General features: G+C 46.9%; 12 protein-coding genes. 6 read left to right on the forward strand and 6 right to left on the reverse strand.

All coding sequences use genetic code 11. The features are described 5' to 3' along the window. Nucleotides 1–20: 20 nt before the first annotated feature. Nucleotides 21–2,726: a M14 family metallopeptidase gene (locus ACXAH6_RS03570; protein WP_474875261.1), complete on the reverse strand. Its 2,706-nt coding sequence runs from the start codon at nucleotides 2,724–2,726 to the stop codon at nucleotides 21–23. A gap of 235 nt (nucleotides 2,727–2,961) precedes the next feature. Between ACXAH6_RS03570 and azu the strand changes: the two genes are divergently transcribed. The 5 genes from azu (at nucleotide 2,962) to ACXAH6_RS03595 (ending at nucleotide 9,158) form a co-directional block, all read left to right on the forward strand. Continuing rightward, nucleotides 2,962–3,414: an azurin gene (gene azu / locus ACXAH6_RS03575; protein WP_474875262.1), complete on the forward strand. Its 453-nt coding sequence runs from the start codon at nucleotides 2,962–2,964 to the stop codon at nucleotides 3,412–3,414. A 112-nt stretch (nucleotides 3,415–3,526) separates the two neighbouring features. Continuing rightward, entirely contained in the window at nucleotides 3,527–4,294 is a 768-nt protein-coding gene (locus ACXAH6_RS03580; RefSeq protein ID WP_474875263.1) for a helix-turn-helix transcriptional regulator, read from the forward strand. A 173-nt stretch (nucleotides 4,295–4,467) separates the two neighbouring features. Next, a complete protein-coding gene (locus ACXAH6_RS03585; RefSeq protein WP_474875264.1) occupies nucleotides 4,468–4,806 on the forward strand; it encodes a tRNA-binding protein in 339 nt (112 codons plus the stop codon). 427 nt (nucleotides 4,807–5,233) lie between these two features. After that, a complete protein-coding gene (locus tag ACXAH6_RS03590; RefSeq protein WP_474875265.1) occupies nucleotides 5,234–7,552 on the forward strand; it encodes a TonB-dependent receptor in 2,319 nt (772 codons plus the stop codon). 136 nt (nucleotides 7,553–7,688) lie between these two features. Continuing rightward, nucleotides 7,689–9,158 (forward strand): NCS1 family nucleobase:cation symporter-1, encoded by a 1,470-nt coding sequence (locus ACXAH6_RS03595; protein WP_474875266.1) that lies wholly within the window; start codon nucleotides 7,689–7,691, stop codon nucleotides 9,156–9,158. A gap of 114 nt (nucleotides 9,159–9,272) precedes the next feature. Here the strand turns inward: ACXAH6_RS03595 and ACXAH6_RS03600 are convergent, their stop codons facing one another. The 4 genes from ACXAH6_RS03600 to ACXAH6_RS03615 are packed head-to-tail and all read right to left on the reverse strand — an operon-like array spanning nucleotide 9,273 to nucleotide 14,229. Next, the gene (locus tag ACXAH6_RS03600; protein WP_474875267.1) at nucleotides 9,273–9,491 is read right to left on the reverse strand and encodes a YgaP family membrane protein; all 219 of its coding nucleotides are present in this window, start codon (nucleotides 9,489–9,491) and stop codon (nucleotides 9,273–9,275) included. Between the two features lie 11 nt (nucleotides 9,492–9,502). Then, entirely contained in the window at nucleotides 9,503–10,819 is a 1,317-nt protein-coding gene (locus ACXAH6_RS03605) for a hypothetical protein (protein ID WP_474875268.1), read from the reverse strand. Nucleotides 10,820–10,860: 41 nt separating this feature from the next. Beyond that, nucleotides 10,861–11,655: an outer membrane lipoprotein-sorting protein gene (locus ACXAH6_RS03610; protein WP_474875269.1), complete on the reverse strand. Its 795-nt coding sequence runs from the start codon at nucleotides 11,653–11,655 to the stop codon at nucleotides 10,861–10,863. Nucleotides 11,656–11,658: 3 nt separating this feature from the next. Then, nucleotides 11,659–14,229 (reverse strand): efflux RND transporter permease subunit, encoded by a 2,571-nt coding sequence (locus ACXAH6_RS03615; protein WP_474875270.1) that lies wholly within the window; start codon nucleotides 14,227–14,229, stop codon nucleotides 11,659–11,661. A gap of 187 nt (nucleotides 14,230–14,416) precedes the next feature. Here ACXAH6_RS03615 and ACXAH6_RS03620 point away from each other — a divergent pair, with 187 nt between their 5' ends. Then, nucleotides 14,417–16,585 (forward strand): TonB-dependent siderophore receptor, encoded by a 2,169-nt coding sequence (locus ACXAH6_RS03620; protein ID WP_474875271.1) that lies wholly within the window; start codon nucleotides 14,417–14,419, stop codon nucleotides 16,583–16,585. Nucleotides 16,586–16,657: 72 nt separating this feature from the next. On the opposite strand, the gene ACXAH6_RS03625 is transcribed toward ACXAH6_RS03620, so the two are convergent. Beyond that, the gene (locus ACXAH6_RS03625; RefSeq protein ID WP_474875272.1) at nucleotides 16,658–17,944 is read right to left on the reverse strand and encodes a methyl-accepting chemotaxis protein; all 1,287 of its coding nucleotides are present in this window, start codon (nucleotides 17,942–17,944) and stop codon (nucleotides 16,658–16,660) included. Nucleotides 17,945–17,946: the final 2 nt, after the last annotated feature.

The following is a 17,946-nucleotide window of genomic DNA, read 5'->3' on the forward strand; positions in this document are numbered from 1 at the left end:
GGCGGCGCAAAGTATCAGGTTTATCTTACCGGGTTCGCGTGTGCCGCTGCTCTAAAGATAGTGTTCATGAACATCACGTTCAAACCATCCAGATAGGCGCGACTGGTTGGGTCTTGTGTATAGCCAATGACCATACCTCGCCCTGTTGGCTGATAAAGTAAGAATGGTTTATACGGCATTTGAGTTTGGTTTTCCTTCCACAAATAACCACTGGCTAAGGTTTTATCTTTACCTGCAAACCATGCCACGTTCTTGCCAGAAGCCAGTTTCATTGGCGTGTAAATATCACTACCCACCACCAAAGACACCACTTCTGGATTTACCCCTGCCGTTAACCAATGCTCTTGGTCAACCTCAACGTTAGCTAAAACACCGGCAACGTAATCAGGGCTGTCTAAATGGTTTTCAATTGCCGCAATAAAGCCTGCTTTATCTTCAATAAGCTTGCCAGCCACCATGCCATTTTCAACCTTGTCTTCTTGCCCTTGGTCGTCTTTCAGCGCTTGCTCGCGCTGTACATCTAACAAACCTGTTTCCGACGCAAACTTGGTAGCATTCGCCAGCGTAATTAACACCCCGCCTTGCTCAACCCATTGTTTGATGTTGTCGGCTCCGCGCTGACCAAGGTCACCGCCGTAATAACCTGCAGGAAGAATCAATACCTGATATTGACGTAAATCACCTCGGGCAATTTGTGCTGAGCGCATTGCCGTTACAGGATAATTAAACTCTCGCTCAATCACGTATCGCGTGCTACCAGCGCTTAATGATGACGTGGGTGAATCCCAAGCCATGGCGATTTTAGGTGCCACCATAGGTACCGTGCTATAGCTACCAAAACTTGGCCCTTCAATCACCCAACTGCTGTCCACACCAATAACTTTTGCGCCTGTTTCATTAGCAATCTGCGCAACGGTTTCAGCAATATTTTTGTCATTCGCTTTTACTTCAATCACCAACGAGCCAGCAGCAAAACGCTGTTTATCACCCATTACAAAGGCTTCGTCAGCACTTTTCAGCGACACACCCGCTTGTAACGCGGCAGTGAGAAACTGGCCTGCTGCCATATCGCCCCATGGCACGATATAAGCCACTTTCGCGTCTGGGTTAATCACTTCACCGGTTAATGTGCTGTCGGCCTGAACGGCCACACTTGCCACGTCGACGGCACGGTCACAAGCGTCGGTGTCTACGTTGAATAACAAAGGCAAAGACCAAGCTGTCACGTCGTAAATCTGGTCATTGAGTTTGCGCGCACGGCGACGCTCTTGTTCTTTAATAAAATCGTCGGCCATATCCACTTGTTGGGTGAATGTGGTTTTAACAAAACGTCCTCGCGGCTGGGCCGTGTCGATAATATAAGCTCCCGCTTGATAACGGTTGCCACAGGCTTTAAACGCGGCGGTGGCTTGAGTTACTTCAACACCGTGTTGCGCCATGAGCGCTGCAAGCTTATGACTCCCCGCTTTGTCACGAGTAGCAGGGATTATAAAGGTACGTTCATCGTCGTCTTTCCCCGCTTTAATTGCATCCACTTGATACTGATAGAAGTCACTCAGAATTTTCTCGCGATTATCTGATACCGCCTCAGCCGTGGCCATAGATGCAACAAAGTGCTTATGAACCGGCGAAATGTAAGGGATTTCTTCGCCTGTTCGCGTAATGTATTTTTCTCCGCGAGTAGACGCAACTTCATACGTAGCCGCTGACGCGCCATAGAAGGTAGGCCAGCTGTCACCGTAGCCAGGGTAAAACGCATCGTAAACTTCACGCGTAAAATAAGAAAAACCAAACTCGTCGAAGTACTTGGCATTATTTTTCCCAATTAGCACATTGTTGGCTAATTGCCCTTCATTCATAAAGGGGTTGATAGGTTGTGCTGCTGGCACAAAGAAGTAACTGGAATCGCCGCCCATCTCGTGTAAATCGATGACAACAGTAGGTTTATAATGGTTCAAGGCTTTAATACGTCCAGCGGTTTCCGGCTGGGTGATCGCCAACCAATCGCGGTTCATATCAAACAAATAGTGGTTGCTTCGACCACGAGGCCAAGGCTCGTTTTGCTCCACGCTCAAACGGTCACCACTGTGTACATAGCCCACCGCCGAGTAATAGTTATTGGTAAATCGCGTGCGCCCATCTGGGTTTTGCAGTGGGTCGATAAACACCAAAGTATTGGAAAGAATTTTACTCGCCACTGGGTCGTTTTTCGCTGCCAACAAGTGATACGCTGTCATCATTGCAGCATCGGTGCTACTGATTTCGTTACCGTGTACACCATGCTCCAACCACACCGAGCCGGGTAAAGTTTTAATGATATTCTTGGCGGTATCACGATCTGTCACCCGTGGGTCAGCGAGCTTTTGCATCTTGCTGGCAAACCCTTCTAGGTCGGCAACATTGTCTGGCTTACCAATCGCCGCATAAATCAGTTTTCGACCTTCCCATGTGCGCCCATATTCGAATACCTTAATTCGATCAGGAGCGGCTTGTTGAAGTGCGTCGAAGTAACGCAGCATATCGGCATGGGTCGTAATGCGCTCACCCACGTTGTACCCGAGTACAGAATAAAAAGTTGGAATAGCGCTGTTGTACTTTGTACCTGGCCATAACTGCGGCTGAACGGCTTGTGTGCTGGTTGTTGCTTGTTGTGCGGCGATTGAGGTGAGTGGGCTTACGCACACGCCTAGCATCACCAAACTGCTGAGTATTTTTGTTATTTTCATGAGTGGATTGCATTCCAAATTGCGAGAAATTTTATACTAGCAACTTACCTTCCAACTGACCAAACACCACAACGTAAGACTTCGACCGCTTATCGTACCCTGTGAATAGAAAGGTCAAGCCCCACTATCGCATTAAACGATTGCTGCGATTGGTTTTACTCGATTGGCCGCATCGCCTTCCAAGGCTTTAATACCCCCATCAGTTGAATCTAACGAAACATAACGGAGAAGGTGAATGAAAATAATGACTTGGTTTGTAGGTGTCTTAGTTACCCTAGCGGCATTGAATGTGAGCGCGGCAGAAGACTGTAACATGCAACTAGAAGCAAATGACCGCATGCAATATTCCACCAAAACATTGAACATTGCCACAACGTGCAGCACTGTTACCTTAACGCTGACACATACCGGAAAACTGCCTATATCCACCATGGGGCACAATGTTGTTATTGCCGAAAAACAACACCTCGATGGGCTAGTGGCCGACAGCTTTAAAGCGGGTATTGCCAATCGCTACGTGCAACCTGATGACCCTCGTGTTATTGCCGCGTCTAAAGTAATCGGCGGTGGGGAAAGTACATCAATTACTTTCAACACTGACGTTTTTACTGCCGGCAAAGAGTACGTGTTTTTCTGCGCAGCACCGGGACACTGGGTAATGATGCAAGGTACACTTCACATTCAATAATGCCTATTGGGTAACGCGACAGCAGCAGAGGTTTTTAGAAGTACTCTAGTGGCTTGCAGCGCGTATCACTTGCTCGCGGCCACTTTACGCGTTAGTTTGAATGACCGGAAGCTTGTTCAATACTACTATGACGTCGGCCCTTTCAATTCGCTCTTACACACGACAATACGATCAACACAGCCATGATCACCATCAGTTGGTGATACCGTTGAACGGCTTTATCGATATTACTGTTGGCGACTTTGCGGGGAAAGTGGGCGTAAGCGAAGGAATTGTGATTAAAACGGGTGTAAAACACACATTTCGCGCCGACGAAAAAGCGCGTTTTGTCGTAGCCGACCTCACCACTTTACCGAGTAACTTACTGTCGTTACCTAGCCCAAAATTCAGTGTGGATACGCCATTTATGGCGTTTCTTCACTACATAGAAGCCCAGCTTACACACCACTCTGACGAAGCAGTGATTCGGGCGATGGTGCCACTTTTTCTCTTGCAACTCACCTATCACACTCAAATTGGCGGGTCGGAAGATAAAATTGCTACGGCGCTCCAGCACATTCACCAAGATGTCAGTGCGCCCTTGTCGATTAACCACCTTGCATCCCTTGCCTGTTTGGGTGAAACCCAATTCAAAAAACGTTTTAAAGCCAGTACCGGCAAACGTGTAGGCCAATACGTGATCGAACTGAGAATGCAGAAGGCCAAAGCTTTGCTGTCCTATACCGACAGGCCTGTAACCCATGTAGCTTTTGACGTGGGGTATAACGATGTTTCGGCCTTTACACGACGATTTAGAGAGCACTTTGGGTGTACGCCTAAGCAGTTTTCTAAACGCGCCAAGTATGCCGAAGCAGGCCAAAACAGTGTCGGATCTGCATAAAAACTACAGCAGATTTCTAGTACTCTTTTCGTTAGTGAATCGACGCCACGAGCGTCCTATCGGCCTGCGGGATACCTGTATATAAAGACTTCCGCAGTATCCATACTGCAAAGGGTGCTAATTTCATATACAACACCCGCTTCATGTTAAATCAACAATAGCAAGGAAGTAACATGCAAGAGATTACGTGGAAAGAGTTTGAAAAAGTTGCGCTACGTGCAGGAACCATCGTGCAAGTCGATGATTTTCCTGAAGCCAGAAACCCCGCCTACAAACTCGTCATCGACTTTGGTGAGGAAATAGGTATGCGAAAATCAAGCGCCCAAATTACCGATTTGTATTCCAAAGATGACCTACTCGGTAAGCAAATCCTAGCCGTGGTCAATTTCCCTAAAAAGCAAATTGGTCCTTTCATGTCTGAATGTCTGGTAACAGGATTTTACGACGACGCACGCCGTGTTGTGTTAGTCAGCCCCGACCAACCCGTAAAAAACGGTGCCGCTTTAGGTTAAAGCGGTATTCCACCTAAATCACAATAGGATCACGCTGTTACCTCCCTCTTTGCACCACAACGATTCAAAAGTACAAAAATACGCACCCAAAAATGAACCGTGCGGTCCAATTTCAAAATAAAATCACGACAAACAACTGAAATACATAGACATTTTAATAATGGTCTATTTTATGCTCAATATTTGGCGCAGGTACTAGCACTCTACTGGTATCCAGCACTACAAAAATCATTGCTCTTTTAAAGATTACAACATGACAAGTTCAATAATTATTTAAATCAGTAAGCTTTAGCAGTGTTCTACTGCTCAGCCTTTGGCTTGCACTTCGGTGGCCTTCGATAAGCAGTTCACGTCGATAGCGTTACTCTTAAAAATCAGGACGAGATGGCCGTACGGCTAATTAAAAAATTAATAATGAGAGTAAAACATGCAAACTTTGGAAACACGCAAGTGCCTGCTGGCTCTGTCAGTCACTTTGGCGCTATCGGCTCCCGTTGCCAATGCAGCGGAAAATGTATGGGAAAGTATTGAAGTTACAGCGCAAAAGCGTAACGAGAACATCAGTGATGTGGGAATTGCTGTCACCGCTTTTTCTGGCGATCAGCTAGAAGCATTGGGCATTGAAAGCAGCACAGAACTGATTGCATTCACACCGGGTGTATCTTTGGCCGGTGATATTGGTGGTCAACGAGCTATTTTCAATATTCGAGGTGTAGTACAAAACGATTATGCTGATCTGGCAGAAGCACCGGTCGCGGTGTACGTCGACGGCCGCTATTTAGCAAGCACCCAAGCGCAAACATTTGGCCTATTCGACGTTGCTCGCATCGAAATATTAAAAGGCCCTCAAGGCACCTTGTTCGGACGCAACGCAACTGGTGGATTGGTCAATACCGTAACAGCAAAACCGACTGAAGAAACCGAAGGTTTTGCAGAGTTAACCGTGGCGCGATTTGAACAGTATCGATTTGAAGGTGCGATTTCAGGCGAAATCTCAGACGGCGTTTACGGGCGCTTTTCCGGCTTTACCAATCAGCAAGGTGAAATTCTCAAAAACATCTATGAAGATGGCGCAGCGCCTGACACTCGCTTAGGTTCAGTAGGCGGTGGTGAAGATGGCTATAACGATGACACCAAAGCGTTTCGCGCTCAGTTGATGTTTGATATTGGCAACCAAGGTTCTTTGTTATTAAGCGGAAACTGGTCAGACACGACCAAAAGTGAAGGCCCTTATCAGGTAGTGAATACCACCGAGATCAAAGACGCCGCAGGGAACGTCATCGACGTTATTTATGCCGCCGACGACCCTATGGGGTGCGACACCATTCAAGCGGGCGTTTGCGTAGATGGCAACTTTAACGGCGACCCTTTACGCCCCGTTCAAGGCGGCGATTTTAATGGTAACTTCGACCCCGACGGCTCAGGCCGACTGGTCAATAAAGATTTTGCTTTCGATGATCAAAATAAAATTAAGTCGCAAGGGCTAGCAGCCACGCTGGAATACGCTTTTGATAGCTTTGATTTTTTCGCCATGTCAGATTACAAACAGTTTAAACGCACCATTGGGCTAGATTCAGACCAAACGGCGTCACCTGAACTGATCTTCCAATCAAACAGCACCATTGACCAATTTAGCCAAGAGTTGCGCTTTGCCGGTGAAACCGACACGTTAAAGTGGGTGACAGGCGTGTATTACCTTGTTATCGACACAGATTACAGCCAAGGGTTAGCTGGCTCGCCCACCACCTTTTACCTAGGCGGAGAAGAAAACAACACACTGGTTTCACTGAAAACTGACTCTTATTCTGTCTTTGGTCAGGTCGACTATAACTTAACCTATGACTTAGTCTTGGTTGGCGGCCTGCGCTACACCCGTGAAAATAAAGACTTTGTGGGTAATGTGTATTTGAATAAAAACACCAATGACCGAGTGATAGAAATTGATACCAGCACCACGCCTTCAGAAACTCTGATCGAAGACAACGACCAAAACTTGTGGTCAGCCAAGTTGCAGCTCGAATACAGTGTGGGTGACAGTTTGTACTACGCAGGTGTGAGTCGCGGTGTAAAAGCAGGTAGCTTTAATGCCCCTCTCGGCGGCGGGCTTAGTCAATATAAACCAGAAGAATTAACCGCCTATGAAGCCGGTATCAAACACAGCTTGATGGAAGGAAGCGGGGTGTTTAACGCCAGTATTTTCTATTACGATTACAATGATTATCAATCGTTTTCTTGGGTCAATAACTCGGGTGTGGTTTCGAATGAAAAGGCAACATTCACTGGGCTAGAACTCGAGTTATTTCTTACGCCAAGTGACAACCTGGATGTGATGGTGAATGTGTCTTATACCGATGCTGTGGTTGAAGATTTGGAAGTGGCGTCAGGTTATTTTGCAGATACCACGCCGCCCTTTACACCCGAGTATCAGGCATCGGCCATGCTCAGATATAACTGGGATGCCTTCGAGGGCAATATGGCAGGGCAAGTATCAGCAAACTATCAATCAGAAACCTTTCACAATGCGCGTAATTTTACTGCCCATGAAATTGATAGTTACGCCACTGCCGATGCCCGTTTAACCTGGGATGACGGTGAGGACAAGTGGAGTATTGCAGCCTATGTCGACAACGTTTTTGATTCTGACCATGAGCTCATCGGATTCGACGTAACGGGATTTTACGGCACCACCCAAATCTCTTACGCAAAGCCTAGAACCTATGGTCTCACTGTCAGACGTAACTTCTAATAAGTACCACTGTGTGAAAGTGTTCAAACAGTGGGCATCACGACAGCAGGGTCTTACCCTGTTGTCTGTTATTGGATAGACAAGCATGGTTTTCTGCTGTTAATGAAAACCATCTCAACCCGTAAGGATGTAGTTCGTGGACAATACAAAAAAAAGCACCATGGCGAAGCCGTCGCATTATCACACTGAGCTCTGGAATGAAGACTTAGCGCCGACAGAACCGGCAATGAGAACCTGGGGCTGGAAAGATTATGCAGCACTCTGGGTCGCTATGGTCGTATGTGTACCCACTTATCTGTTGTCTGCCGGTTTAGTGTCGGAAGGAATGAACTGGTATCAGGCTGTTATTACCGTTTTATTGGGTAATGTGATTGTACTGGTGCCAATGATGCTTATTGGCCATGCTGGGGCAAAATACGGCTTGCCCTTCCCCGTTTTGTTGCGCAGTGCTTTTGGCACCAAAGGCGCTAAAATACCGGCTTTAGCACGAGGCTTAGTTGCCTGCGGTTGGTTTGGTATTAATACATGGGTTGGCGGCAGCGCCATTTATGTCATATTGAACAGTGTAAGCAGCAATGCTTTTGTCGGCCAGCCACTCCCTGTCTTGGGGATTGATATTGCACAAACGCTCAGTTTCTTCGCTTTTTGGGCGCTGCATTTGGTCTTCATAAAATACGGAACCGAGTCTATTCGTTGGCTCGAAACCTTTGCCGCACCGTTTTTAATTTTGATGGGCTTAGCGCTTCTCACTTGGGCATATATTAAAGCTGGCGGGTTTGGTGAAATGCTCGCCACCCCCTCACAATTTGTTGCTGGAGGGGCCAAAGAAGGGCAATTCTGGCCCACCTTTTTCGCAGGTTTAACCTCAATGGTTGGCTTTTGGGCCACCATGGCACTCAACATTCCTGACTTCACTCGCTTTGCTAAATCACAAAAAGATCAGATGCTTGGGCAAGCGGTGGGGCTGCCATTACCCATGGCGTTATTTGCGTTTATTGGCGTAGCCGTTACCTCTGCCACCGTTACCATTTACGGTGAAGCCATCTGGGACCCAGTGGCTTTAGCGGGGCGCATGGGCGGTTTGGGCGTGGTCTTCGCTTTAGCCGCATTAGCGCTCGCAACACTTACCACCAACTTAGCGGCAAATGTGGTCGCCCCAGCCTATGGATTTTCCAATATGGCCCCTGCCACAATCAGCTTTAAACTAGGTGGCTATATTACCGCAGGTATCGGTGTCGCAATCTTCCCGTGGAAGTTACTCGAAACCGCGGGCGGATACTTATTCACTTGGTTAACAGGATATTCTGCGTTGCTCGGCCCTATTGCGGGCATATTACTTGCCGACTATTTCATTCTGCGCAAAGCGACACTGAATATCGATGCGTTATTTCAGCACGACGGAGAATACAGTGCCAACAATGGATGGAACCGAGCAGGTCTGTTTGCGTTACTGATTGGGGTGTTGCCGAATATTCCCGGTTTTTTGCAGGCAGCAGGGTTTATTGAACAGGTGCCGACACTGTTTTCCGCACTTTACGCCTATGCGTGGTTTGTCGGGCTCATTGTGGCAAGTGCCGTGTATTTAGTCATTGCGAGAGTAAAATAGTTGCCTAGGCGTTACCGCGTTGAGTGATGATGGCCCCTCCTGTGATCAGCGTTCCACTGATTCAGTGCAGGGGCCTTCTTACTGCTTTTGGCGTCAATAAACCCTGCGTATGGGTTATTGCGCTTCTGTTGCCAACTCTTTTTCTGTTTTAAAGCCAAACACTTTGCGCAGCACAATAGTCGCTGGGCAAAATCCAGTAAAACTTTGTTGAAAAAGGTTGGCGCCAACAAACACGGTAAACCACAAAAAATTAGTGTGAACAAACCAAGTTAGCACTACTGAAAGCAATACCATTAAACCAGCAAAGGCTGTTAAAGCACGTTCTGCAGACATAGTTACACTCCTTAAAAGTAAACGCTAAACGCCATAAACACATTACTGGCGTCTTCAAATTGGTGGTAAAAAGTGTGGGCTTGTTGCCCGTAAAAGAGGTTTGCGCCACCGCGTAATTGCCAACTGTCTGTGGGTGAATAGCTCACATTCAGTTTGAAGTACCCGTCTTCATCGGTTGGCGAATAGAAATTAAAACCCTGTACCGTCAATGTTTGGCGCAAAGCGCGGTACATCAACTGTGTGGTAATCACATGACGCCACGTTTCTTGCTCATACTCAGGCCAATAGCTCGCACTCATAAGCGCATCGTGATCATGGGTATATTCTGAGTAGAGCTGTACTGACCCCGTAAGATTAGCGACCAATTCCTGCTCGTAGCCAAACAAAAATCGACTCTGGCTGTTAGCGACAAAGGGGTTATCACCATGACTGTCATCCACCGAGTCGTGGTATGCGTACTCAACTTTGGCCAAACCATCACCCAGAGGTTGTACTGCACTAACCCCCAATACATTTAGTCGGTTATACATGGGGCGGCTTAGCGCATCGGCTCCCGTTGGTGTTTTGGTGTAGCCGCGATAGCCATAGGCTGCCCATTCGGTCTGGCCGATGGTTTTATAAAGGCGTATCGCCACTTCGGCTTCATCCGGTTCATTCTCTTTTAACACAGAAAAAGCGGGAGCCACGTTTAACCCTAGTTGTGGGTTAAAAAAGGAAAAATATTCACCAGTAATGCCATTATCAGGGGTAAATTGGGGCGTAATTACCACATCAATATTCACGCTATCGAAATATCCTGACAACCGCGCAGATAACGACGGCGACTTTAAGTATTCATCTTGGCGCCCAGAGAAAAATGATTGGTAATCTTTAGGAAATAAATCATTGAGGAATAGGTAGTCACCGGTTCCCCAAGTCAGCACTTGCTGACCCACTTTGAGGTCAAAATGCTCACCCCATGCACCTAATTCTCGCAGCGAGCCTTGCCAAACTAATTCACGAAGTTGTGTTTCGGTGCTCGACAACACGCCGTCGTAATACAAATCCCCTCGGAAAGTGAACTTGCCGTTGTCGAGGGCGTAATCGGCTTGCAGTTGAACACGGGCATCTCTTAACGTGCTATGGCGACCGAGCGCGGGGTCGTCACTGACTCTATCGCCCATGGCAAATTCGACAAACCCTGCATAGGAGAAAGGCGATACGGCTTCTTCTTCCCACTCATCCATTTCTCCCCAAGTGTCACCCCAATCATCCGATGTTTCTTGATTCGATTCAGGCGCACTTTGAGCAAATACATTAGAACTAAATAGGATAACTGCGGCGAACATTGCCGCACATCCTTTAAATAGGTTCATAGAAAGCAACTTGTTCATTGTAACCACTTAGCAGGCGGTGTACGCAAACTACGCTCGGTGAAGATATCGTCAGGCAAACCTAAATCGTATTGCGCATCGCGAAACTCCATTAAGGTATAGCCGCCTGCGGCTAAATCGCTCACCTTAGATCGGGTTACAGTTGGATAGCCCTGAATTGTCTCTACTTCTACCGTCTCCACTTTGCGATAGGCCGTATCATCCGCTTTGTAAAAAGTGATCATCATGGGCAACATGGTGGCCTTATCTATTTCAACCACATAATAAGCAAATTCTACTGAATCAGGATTATTCGGTACGGCCTTAAGCACATAGCGCTCATCGCTCTCTAAACTCAATGTGTAAGTATCTTCTTCAGTCGCCCGCCCAGACACATCTTCGTAAAAAAAGTGAGAGCCAACAAAAGAAGTACGCTTGTCTCCAGCGGAAATACGCTTCACCAAATCCAGTGCAGGCAGATACAACCAACGGTCGTCATCGGTAGACAATGCCGTGTGTTTTTCAACGCGAAATACGGTGTTTTTCACATCGGTTGGACGCGAGAAAAACACCATCATGCGTTGATCGCCATTGTCTGCCACATCTTTGCGCAATATGGTGAACTGGCGCATTTGTTTGCGCCCTTGCGCATCCACAATCAACATCCGCGCTTGAGAGCGGCCATCTTCACCGGCGTAGTACGCCGCCTTTTCAGATTGTTGAATAATGTCGGCGACATTAGGTGCTGCATGACCTAACGCACTCATGAATAAGCTGCTCAATCCGACTAACACAAGATTTAACTTTTTCATCGGTCACTCCTTATGGGTGAAAACAATGCGTTGTAACTTGCTCATTGCCGCAGGTAACACCAACAAGGTCACCAAGGCGGAAATAGCCATAATGCTCGCTAAAAACACACCGACTGTGATGTAAGGCACTAAAGGCGCAAACAACAAAGGGGTAAAGCCCAATGCAATCACTAAGGCATTACGCGTAATGGCACTGGCAGGCTCGCCAAACATGGCATCAAAGGTGGCTTTTACGTCTTTGGTTTGTTGATAAATCGCCCGTGCTCGCTCAAGGAAGTGAATCGCAAAATCCACTGAAAGGCCTAGTGTCAGGGCTGACAATACTGCGATTGGCATGTCGTAATCTTTGCCTACAATGCCAATCAAACCATAGATAAACGTGATGGTTAACGTGAGTGGCAACATGGCTAAAACACCAAACACCAGTGAACGGAACAACACCACCATCATGATGAATACGATAACAAAAGCGCTCATGAGGCTTTCTAGCATTCCGGCGACCATATTGTCTTGCCATACCAAATTAAGGTAAGCCTTACCCGCCCAATCCGCTTTTACATTCTCGGGTAACGGGTACTGTTTAATATAGCTATCAACAGCATTGACCACGGCGGTCATATCTTGGTTGTCACCACTGGTGAGTTGCAACCAAAGTAATGTTGAACGGTAATCCGGTGTCACAAAGTGCCACAAATCTTGCGGGCGATGAGACGACTGATACTGTAATAAGGTTTGGGCAACACCTGCCGCACTCTCAGGCAAAACATAGTCTTTATCATCACCTGAACGCAGTTCCCGGTTAACCACTTTGACCACATCGCTCAGGGTATTAGATTTACCCACCAACCCAGTATCAGCTAAGAAAGCTTGTAGTTCAGCTATGTAAGCCAATGCTTCAGGATCTTGAAAGCGTTTGGCCTGACTCAGAGTTTGTTCTGTGGTTGCCATTAACCCATCGAGTGTGTCCAATTCCTCGTCAGTCAGTTCGCTAAACAACTTATCATCAATCGCCATCACTAAATTTTGTAGCGCTTCTGCGGGGGAACTCGCAGACGTAGAATCAACGATTTGTTGTGCCTTCCACTCATCCAATGATGACGGCCATGGGTTAGTTTGTGTTACACCTCGCTCAAAAAGTTGCTCAATAGTAGGCAAAGCATCTGTGGCGGTTAACACTAAATAGGCATTATAGGTGCCGGCAAAATTCTCGTTGAGTACGCGGTCAGCCACACGAATTTCATGATCAGGTTTAAACCAGCGCACTGGATTATCGTTAATTTGGATTTGAGCAATACCCCATACTGAAACTGCAAATACAGAGGTAAATACCAACAACAAGGATGTTTGTCGGCGAATAGCGATTTTGCCAATGCTGCGTGCTACGCGGGCGACCCAATGGCCATCTTCGTGGGCGTGATGCATCACAACTTGCAGTTTATCGAGCGCAGCTGGGCTCATGCGAGACACATAAGCAGGAATGAAAATTATGGTCACCAAAAACGCGAACAAAATACCTAACCCAACAAACCCACCAAAAATTTGTACCGGTGGGATTGGCGTCAACATAAGTGAGAAAAAGCCAATAGACGAGGTCACCGAGGTATAAAGCATTGGTGTGAACAAGTGGCCGACGACTTCGCCAATTACTTTTTTCACGTCTTCACCCGGTTTATAGCGGTCTGAAAACTCCGACAAAATATGTACCGAATCAACAACCGCAATTGGCATCAAGAATATGGCGATCATCGACGACATGATATGCACGGTAAAGCCAGCGCCAATCAGCGCCCCCATGGTCACAATAACGGTGCTCATTGCCACAATCATAGGGGCAACAATCAAAGGAATATTGCGGAAAAACACGAACAATAAAATAAATATCATCAAACCGGCTAGCGGTGCTGAGATACCCATTTGTACAAACATTTCAACGCCGAATTGGTCTTCAGCCACAGGCAAACCCGTGATGTACCAGCTATCTACTCCACTTAATGCATCAATATGCCCACGAATTTCTTCTGCAATGCGGTAGCTTTGGTTTTTATCTGCAATAGGAACATAGATGGCCGCCGCCTTACCACTTTGTGCCACCAGCGTGTCATACAGTAATGGCAGGCGCTCAATATTAGTTTGGATCTGGGCAGCTTTTTGTTCAGTTGCTGGCGGCTTGTCCATCATCCATTCAAAACGAATGGTCCCTTGGCCCACCTGAGCAATATTGTCCACAGTCGACAACGACATCACATCGGCATCAATCACGCCATCAATAGCTAGAATCGACTGGGTTAGGTTGTAGACGTCAGCCAATGAAGACGTGTTGTATATCCCCTCACTCAAGGCATCGTTCACTACCCCAACCACAATGGCATCATGCATCGCAAATGCTTGCTTGGTTTGGTTGTGAAACGTACGTGCAGGGTGATCATCTGGCAGCATGTTCTCTGGGTCGGTATCAATTTGAATACGCGCAATTTGGCTGCCTACGGCCAAGGTTAACAATAAGAGCAAACCATAAACCCACTTGGGTTTATGCAAACTCAAGTTGATCAGATACCGTGCAATTTTCTGCCTCATAACCTTACACCTCACCTAAACATGCGATCATTCTAATATAATAAACGCTTAATATAAAGTTTTTCTTATATTTCGCGCTGCGGGACGGTAAATCTGAGTTGATTGCACAAACTAATCATATGTTGAATGTTTTAGATACTATCCAGTACAATAATGATAATTGTTATTATTTGCATAAGGAAAAGTAATGAAACACTCTCTTGTTTCCGCTGCTATCATGGCCGCAATCGGCATCAACACCATGGCGGTTGCCCAAGAACAGGCCAACGAACAATCAAACGATATTGAAACAGTCACGATCAAAGGTGCTCGATATCAGGGGTATTTATACTCAGAGGCAGAAGACCTTTCTCGCCTGAATCTGGCGATCAAGGATATTCCTCAATCAGTCAGTGTGATTGGTGAAGAGCAAATGGACGACTTTGCGCTTACCAATATCAATGAAGTACTTAACACTGTTACTGGCATCAATGTTGAGGAAGTCGAAACCGACCGTACCTATTTCACTGCGCGCGGCTTTGATATCACTAACTTTCAAGTAGATGGCCTTGGTCTGCCGGTGATCAGCGGTAACGTTCATGGCGATGTCGATATTGCTATGTACGAAAAAATAGAAGTACTGCGCGGCGCAAACGGCATGATGACAGGTTCTGGTAGTCCCGCGGCAACCGTTAACTATGTGCGTAAAAAACCCACCGAAGAATTTCAAGCGAATATCAGCGCTCAAGCTGGAAAATGGGATGCCTACCGCGTTGACGCTGACGTATCGGCCCCCATTAGCGATAACGTGGGCGCACGCGTGGTAATTGCAAAAGAGAAAAGTCAGTCTTACCTCGACCGATACGAAATCGATAAAACCGTGATATACGGTGTTGTTAATACCAAACTTGGAGAGAATACCAATTTGCTCGTTGGCGCGAGCCAGCAAACCAGTGACGCCAAAGGCAACATGTGGGGCGCTCTCACCTTGTACTACGCAGACGGCACACCAACCAACTTCGACAGTAGCACCAATACCTCAGCAGATTGGTCTAACTGGGATGTTACCGATACCCGCGTATTTGCGTTTCTCGACCATCAATTCAACAACAATTGGTCGATTAAAGCGGATTACACCCATATTGAAACCGATGAAGACTCAGAGCTTTTCTACACCTATGTGGCACGAGATAGCGAAACTGGCACCACTTTGCTTGACCCAGATACCGGCCTAGGGCTAGTTGGCTATGGCAGTGAGTACGATTTAGACGACAAACACGACTACGCCGATATTTATATTAATGGGCAGTTTGACGCCTTCGGCCAAACGCACGACATCACTATGGGTGCAAGCTATGCGCGTGTTGCCTATACCGATATTTCCCTGTACGACTATCACACAGGTAATGGCTTCCCAGCGTTGCCAGCCATGGAAGAGTGGGACGGCGACACACCACTACCAGAATTTACCGATTATCCTACTGGCAGTGATGTAACAGAAAAACAGATAGCCTATTATCTTGCTGGTAATTTCTCTCTAACAGACAACCTCAACCTACTTAGCGGTGTTCGCTTTAACAAAGTTGAAGTAGACGGGGAATCATACGGCGAAGATGAAACTCTCGATGACAGCCAAGCCGTTCCTTATGTTGGCTTAGTTTATGCCATTACACCAAGTGTTAACGCCTATGCCAGCTACACCGAGGTTTTCTTGCCACAAACTCAACGAGACAGTGACTTTAACCGCCTCGACCCTGTAACCGGCGAAAGCAAAGAAGTGGGAGTTAAAGCGTCGCTTTTCGGTGATAGTGCACTGGTAACCTTTGCCTATTTCGACATTACGCAAACGAATTTGGCGGTAGCCGACGGCTTTGCTGAAAACCCGGTATCTGGCGTACAAGAGCAAGTGTACCGTCCTGCTGACGGCATTAACTCTGAAGGTATCGAGCTGGACATCGCCGGTGAGCTATTACCTGGGCTACAAACCAATCTTGGTATGACCTTTTTTGATTTAAGTGGCGACGACCTCGTAGAAGGCTATACGCCAGAAAAAATGGTCACCTTGAATGCCACCTATCAAATTCCAGCCTTGCCCGCTCTTCGCGTAGGAGCAACACTACGTTGGCAGGAAGACACCTCGCGTTATGTGGGTAACGTACCAGCAGCCTATGACAATGCAGGCGAAGCAATCACAATTGAGCAAGACGCTTATACCTTAATTGGTTTAATGGCTTCTTATGCAATCACGCCTCAATTTAGCGTTACTGCCAATATTAATAACCTCACCAACGAGCGTTATTTAAAATCTCTGTATTGGGAGCAAGGTTATTACGGCGCACCACGTAGTTACAATGTAACCGCGACTTATCGCTTCTAAGGCAATGCCACTGATGTCGCATACGACGTACGTTGTGTGCGACATTGCAACGACAAGCCCTACGTTAGGCTGTTAAAATAGCTGTATCTTTGGTTCTCTGGCTTCTTCTGCCTGACGCCTGGCCTCATCCTGAGTGGCATTCTCAGTAATATCGAAATGAATGCGCCGCTGGTCTTCCATCACGTATTTTTCAAACATTTGCGCGGTCGACAAATTAAACGACTCATCGTAATTCTGCCTGCCGTCGATATAACAGGAAAACTGGCCAAATAAATCCACCAACACATCATGCTCTAGTTTCACATTTTCAGCGCGCTGGCGAATAATGTCTTGAAATTGAATTTTCGCAATTGCTCCACCCACCCTTTTCGCCACTTCTGTTGCACTCTTAGTAAAGCAATTGATCATGCGTGGCTGAAACGACTCCAACTGCCGGTAGTGCTCAGTAACATTGGTTAGTGAATCGGAAAAAGCGGTCAGTAGTTCGCACGTTTCGCTGCTGTCTTTGGTCGCCAACAGCTTTTCACCGTGCACTTTCGCGGCTGACAATGCTGAGTGAATGCCTTGCTCTATGCGCTCAGCCGCTTCTGAAGACTGACTCGACAAAGTGCGAACCTGCTCCGCCACAACTGCAAAGCCTCGCCCGTATTCGCCCGCCCTTGCCGCTTCAATAGCCGCATTTAAGGCAAGCAGATTAGTTTGAAACGCCACGTTTTTCACCAGATCGGTGAGCTCTTTCAGTTTATCTATCTCTAGCAAGACTTCTTGTATCGCTTGATGATGGGCTTTGTCTTGCTCGCGCTGGTTTTCAATCAGCTTGCGAATTTCTTCCAGCCTGTCATTCACACTGCCAATTTCATTTTCGCTATCGACGCGAAGGCTTTCAGCGCTTTTTTCTGATTGCCTAATACTATCTAACCCATCTTGGATAGAGGTTTCTATTTCATACAAGGCTTGCATCAGATCCATCGACGCTTCTTCGGTAATATCGGAAATACCGTCTATCTGCCCGTTCAAAATACGCGTGTACTCACTCACTTGTTCGTGGGTTTTCTTGAGTTGCGAAGACGTTTTCTCCAGGTATTCATTTGCCTCTAACAAAGCGCGGTCAAGTTTTGCAGATTTCCCTCCAATACCTGCGTGTTCCCACACCACCCAAACAACACTGGTGATTAGACTACACAACACGGCCCCCCAAATAGAGATGGGCTGTGCGACAGAATGATTGTAAATAGTGACGCCAATCAGGGTCACTGCAAAACCCAAGAGACAGAGTAAAAACGACCGCGTATAAGGGCTTGCCAACCAGGCAAAGGCCTCTTTCAGTCGGTTTTTCTGCTGAGCTAAAAACGCTTTCATAA

It is taken from the genome of Alteromonas sp. ABE4_545, assembly GCF_056161325.1.

Excerpts from the sequence above, each read along its gene's own strand:
- ACXAH6_RS03570 (WP_474875261.1), bottom strand. The coding sequence starts at position 2,726 with ATGAAAATAACAAAAATACTCAGCAGTTTGGTGATGCTAGGCGTGTGC.
- azu (WP_474875262.1), top strand. The coding sequence starts at position 2,962 with ATGAAAATAATGACTTGGTTTGTAGGTGTCTTAGTTACCCTAGCGGCA.
- ACXAH6_RS03585 (WP_474875264.1), top strand. The coding sequence starts at position 4,468 with ATGCAAGAGATTACGTGGAAAGAGTTTGAAAAAGTTGCGCTACGTGCA.
- ACXAH6_RS03590 (WP_474875265.1), top strand. The coding sequence starts at position 5,234 with ATGCAAACTTTGGAAACACGCAAGTGCCTGCTGGCTCTGTCAGTCACT.
- ACXAH6_RS03600 (WP_474875267.1), bottom strand. The coding sequence starts at position 9,491 with ATGTCTGCAGAACGTGCTTTAACAGCCTTTGCTGGTTTAATGGTATTG.
- ACXAH6_RS03605 (WP_474875268.1), bottom strand. The coding sequence starts at position 10,819 with ATGTTCGCCGCAGTTATCCTATTTAGTTCTAATGTATTTGCTCAAAGT.
- ACXAH6_RS03610 (WP_474875269.1), bottom strand. The coding sequence starts at position 11,655 with ATGAAAAAGTTAAATCTTGTGTTAGTCGGATTGAGCAGCTTATTCATG.
- ACXAH6_RS03615 (WP_474875270.1), bottom strand. The coding sequence starts at position 14,229 with ATGAGGCAGAAAATTGCACGGTATCTGATCAACTTGAGTTTGCATAAA.
- ACXAH6_RS03620 (WP_474875271.1), top strand. The coding sequence starts at position 14,417 with ATGAAACACTCTCTTGTTTCCGCTGCTATCATGGCCGCAATCGGCATC.
- ACXAH6_RS03625 (WP_474875272.1), bottom strand. The coding sequence starts at position 17,944 with ATGAAAGCGTTTTTAGCTCAGCAGAAAAACCGACTGAAAGAGGCCTTT.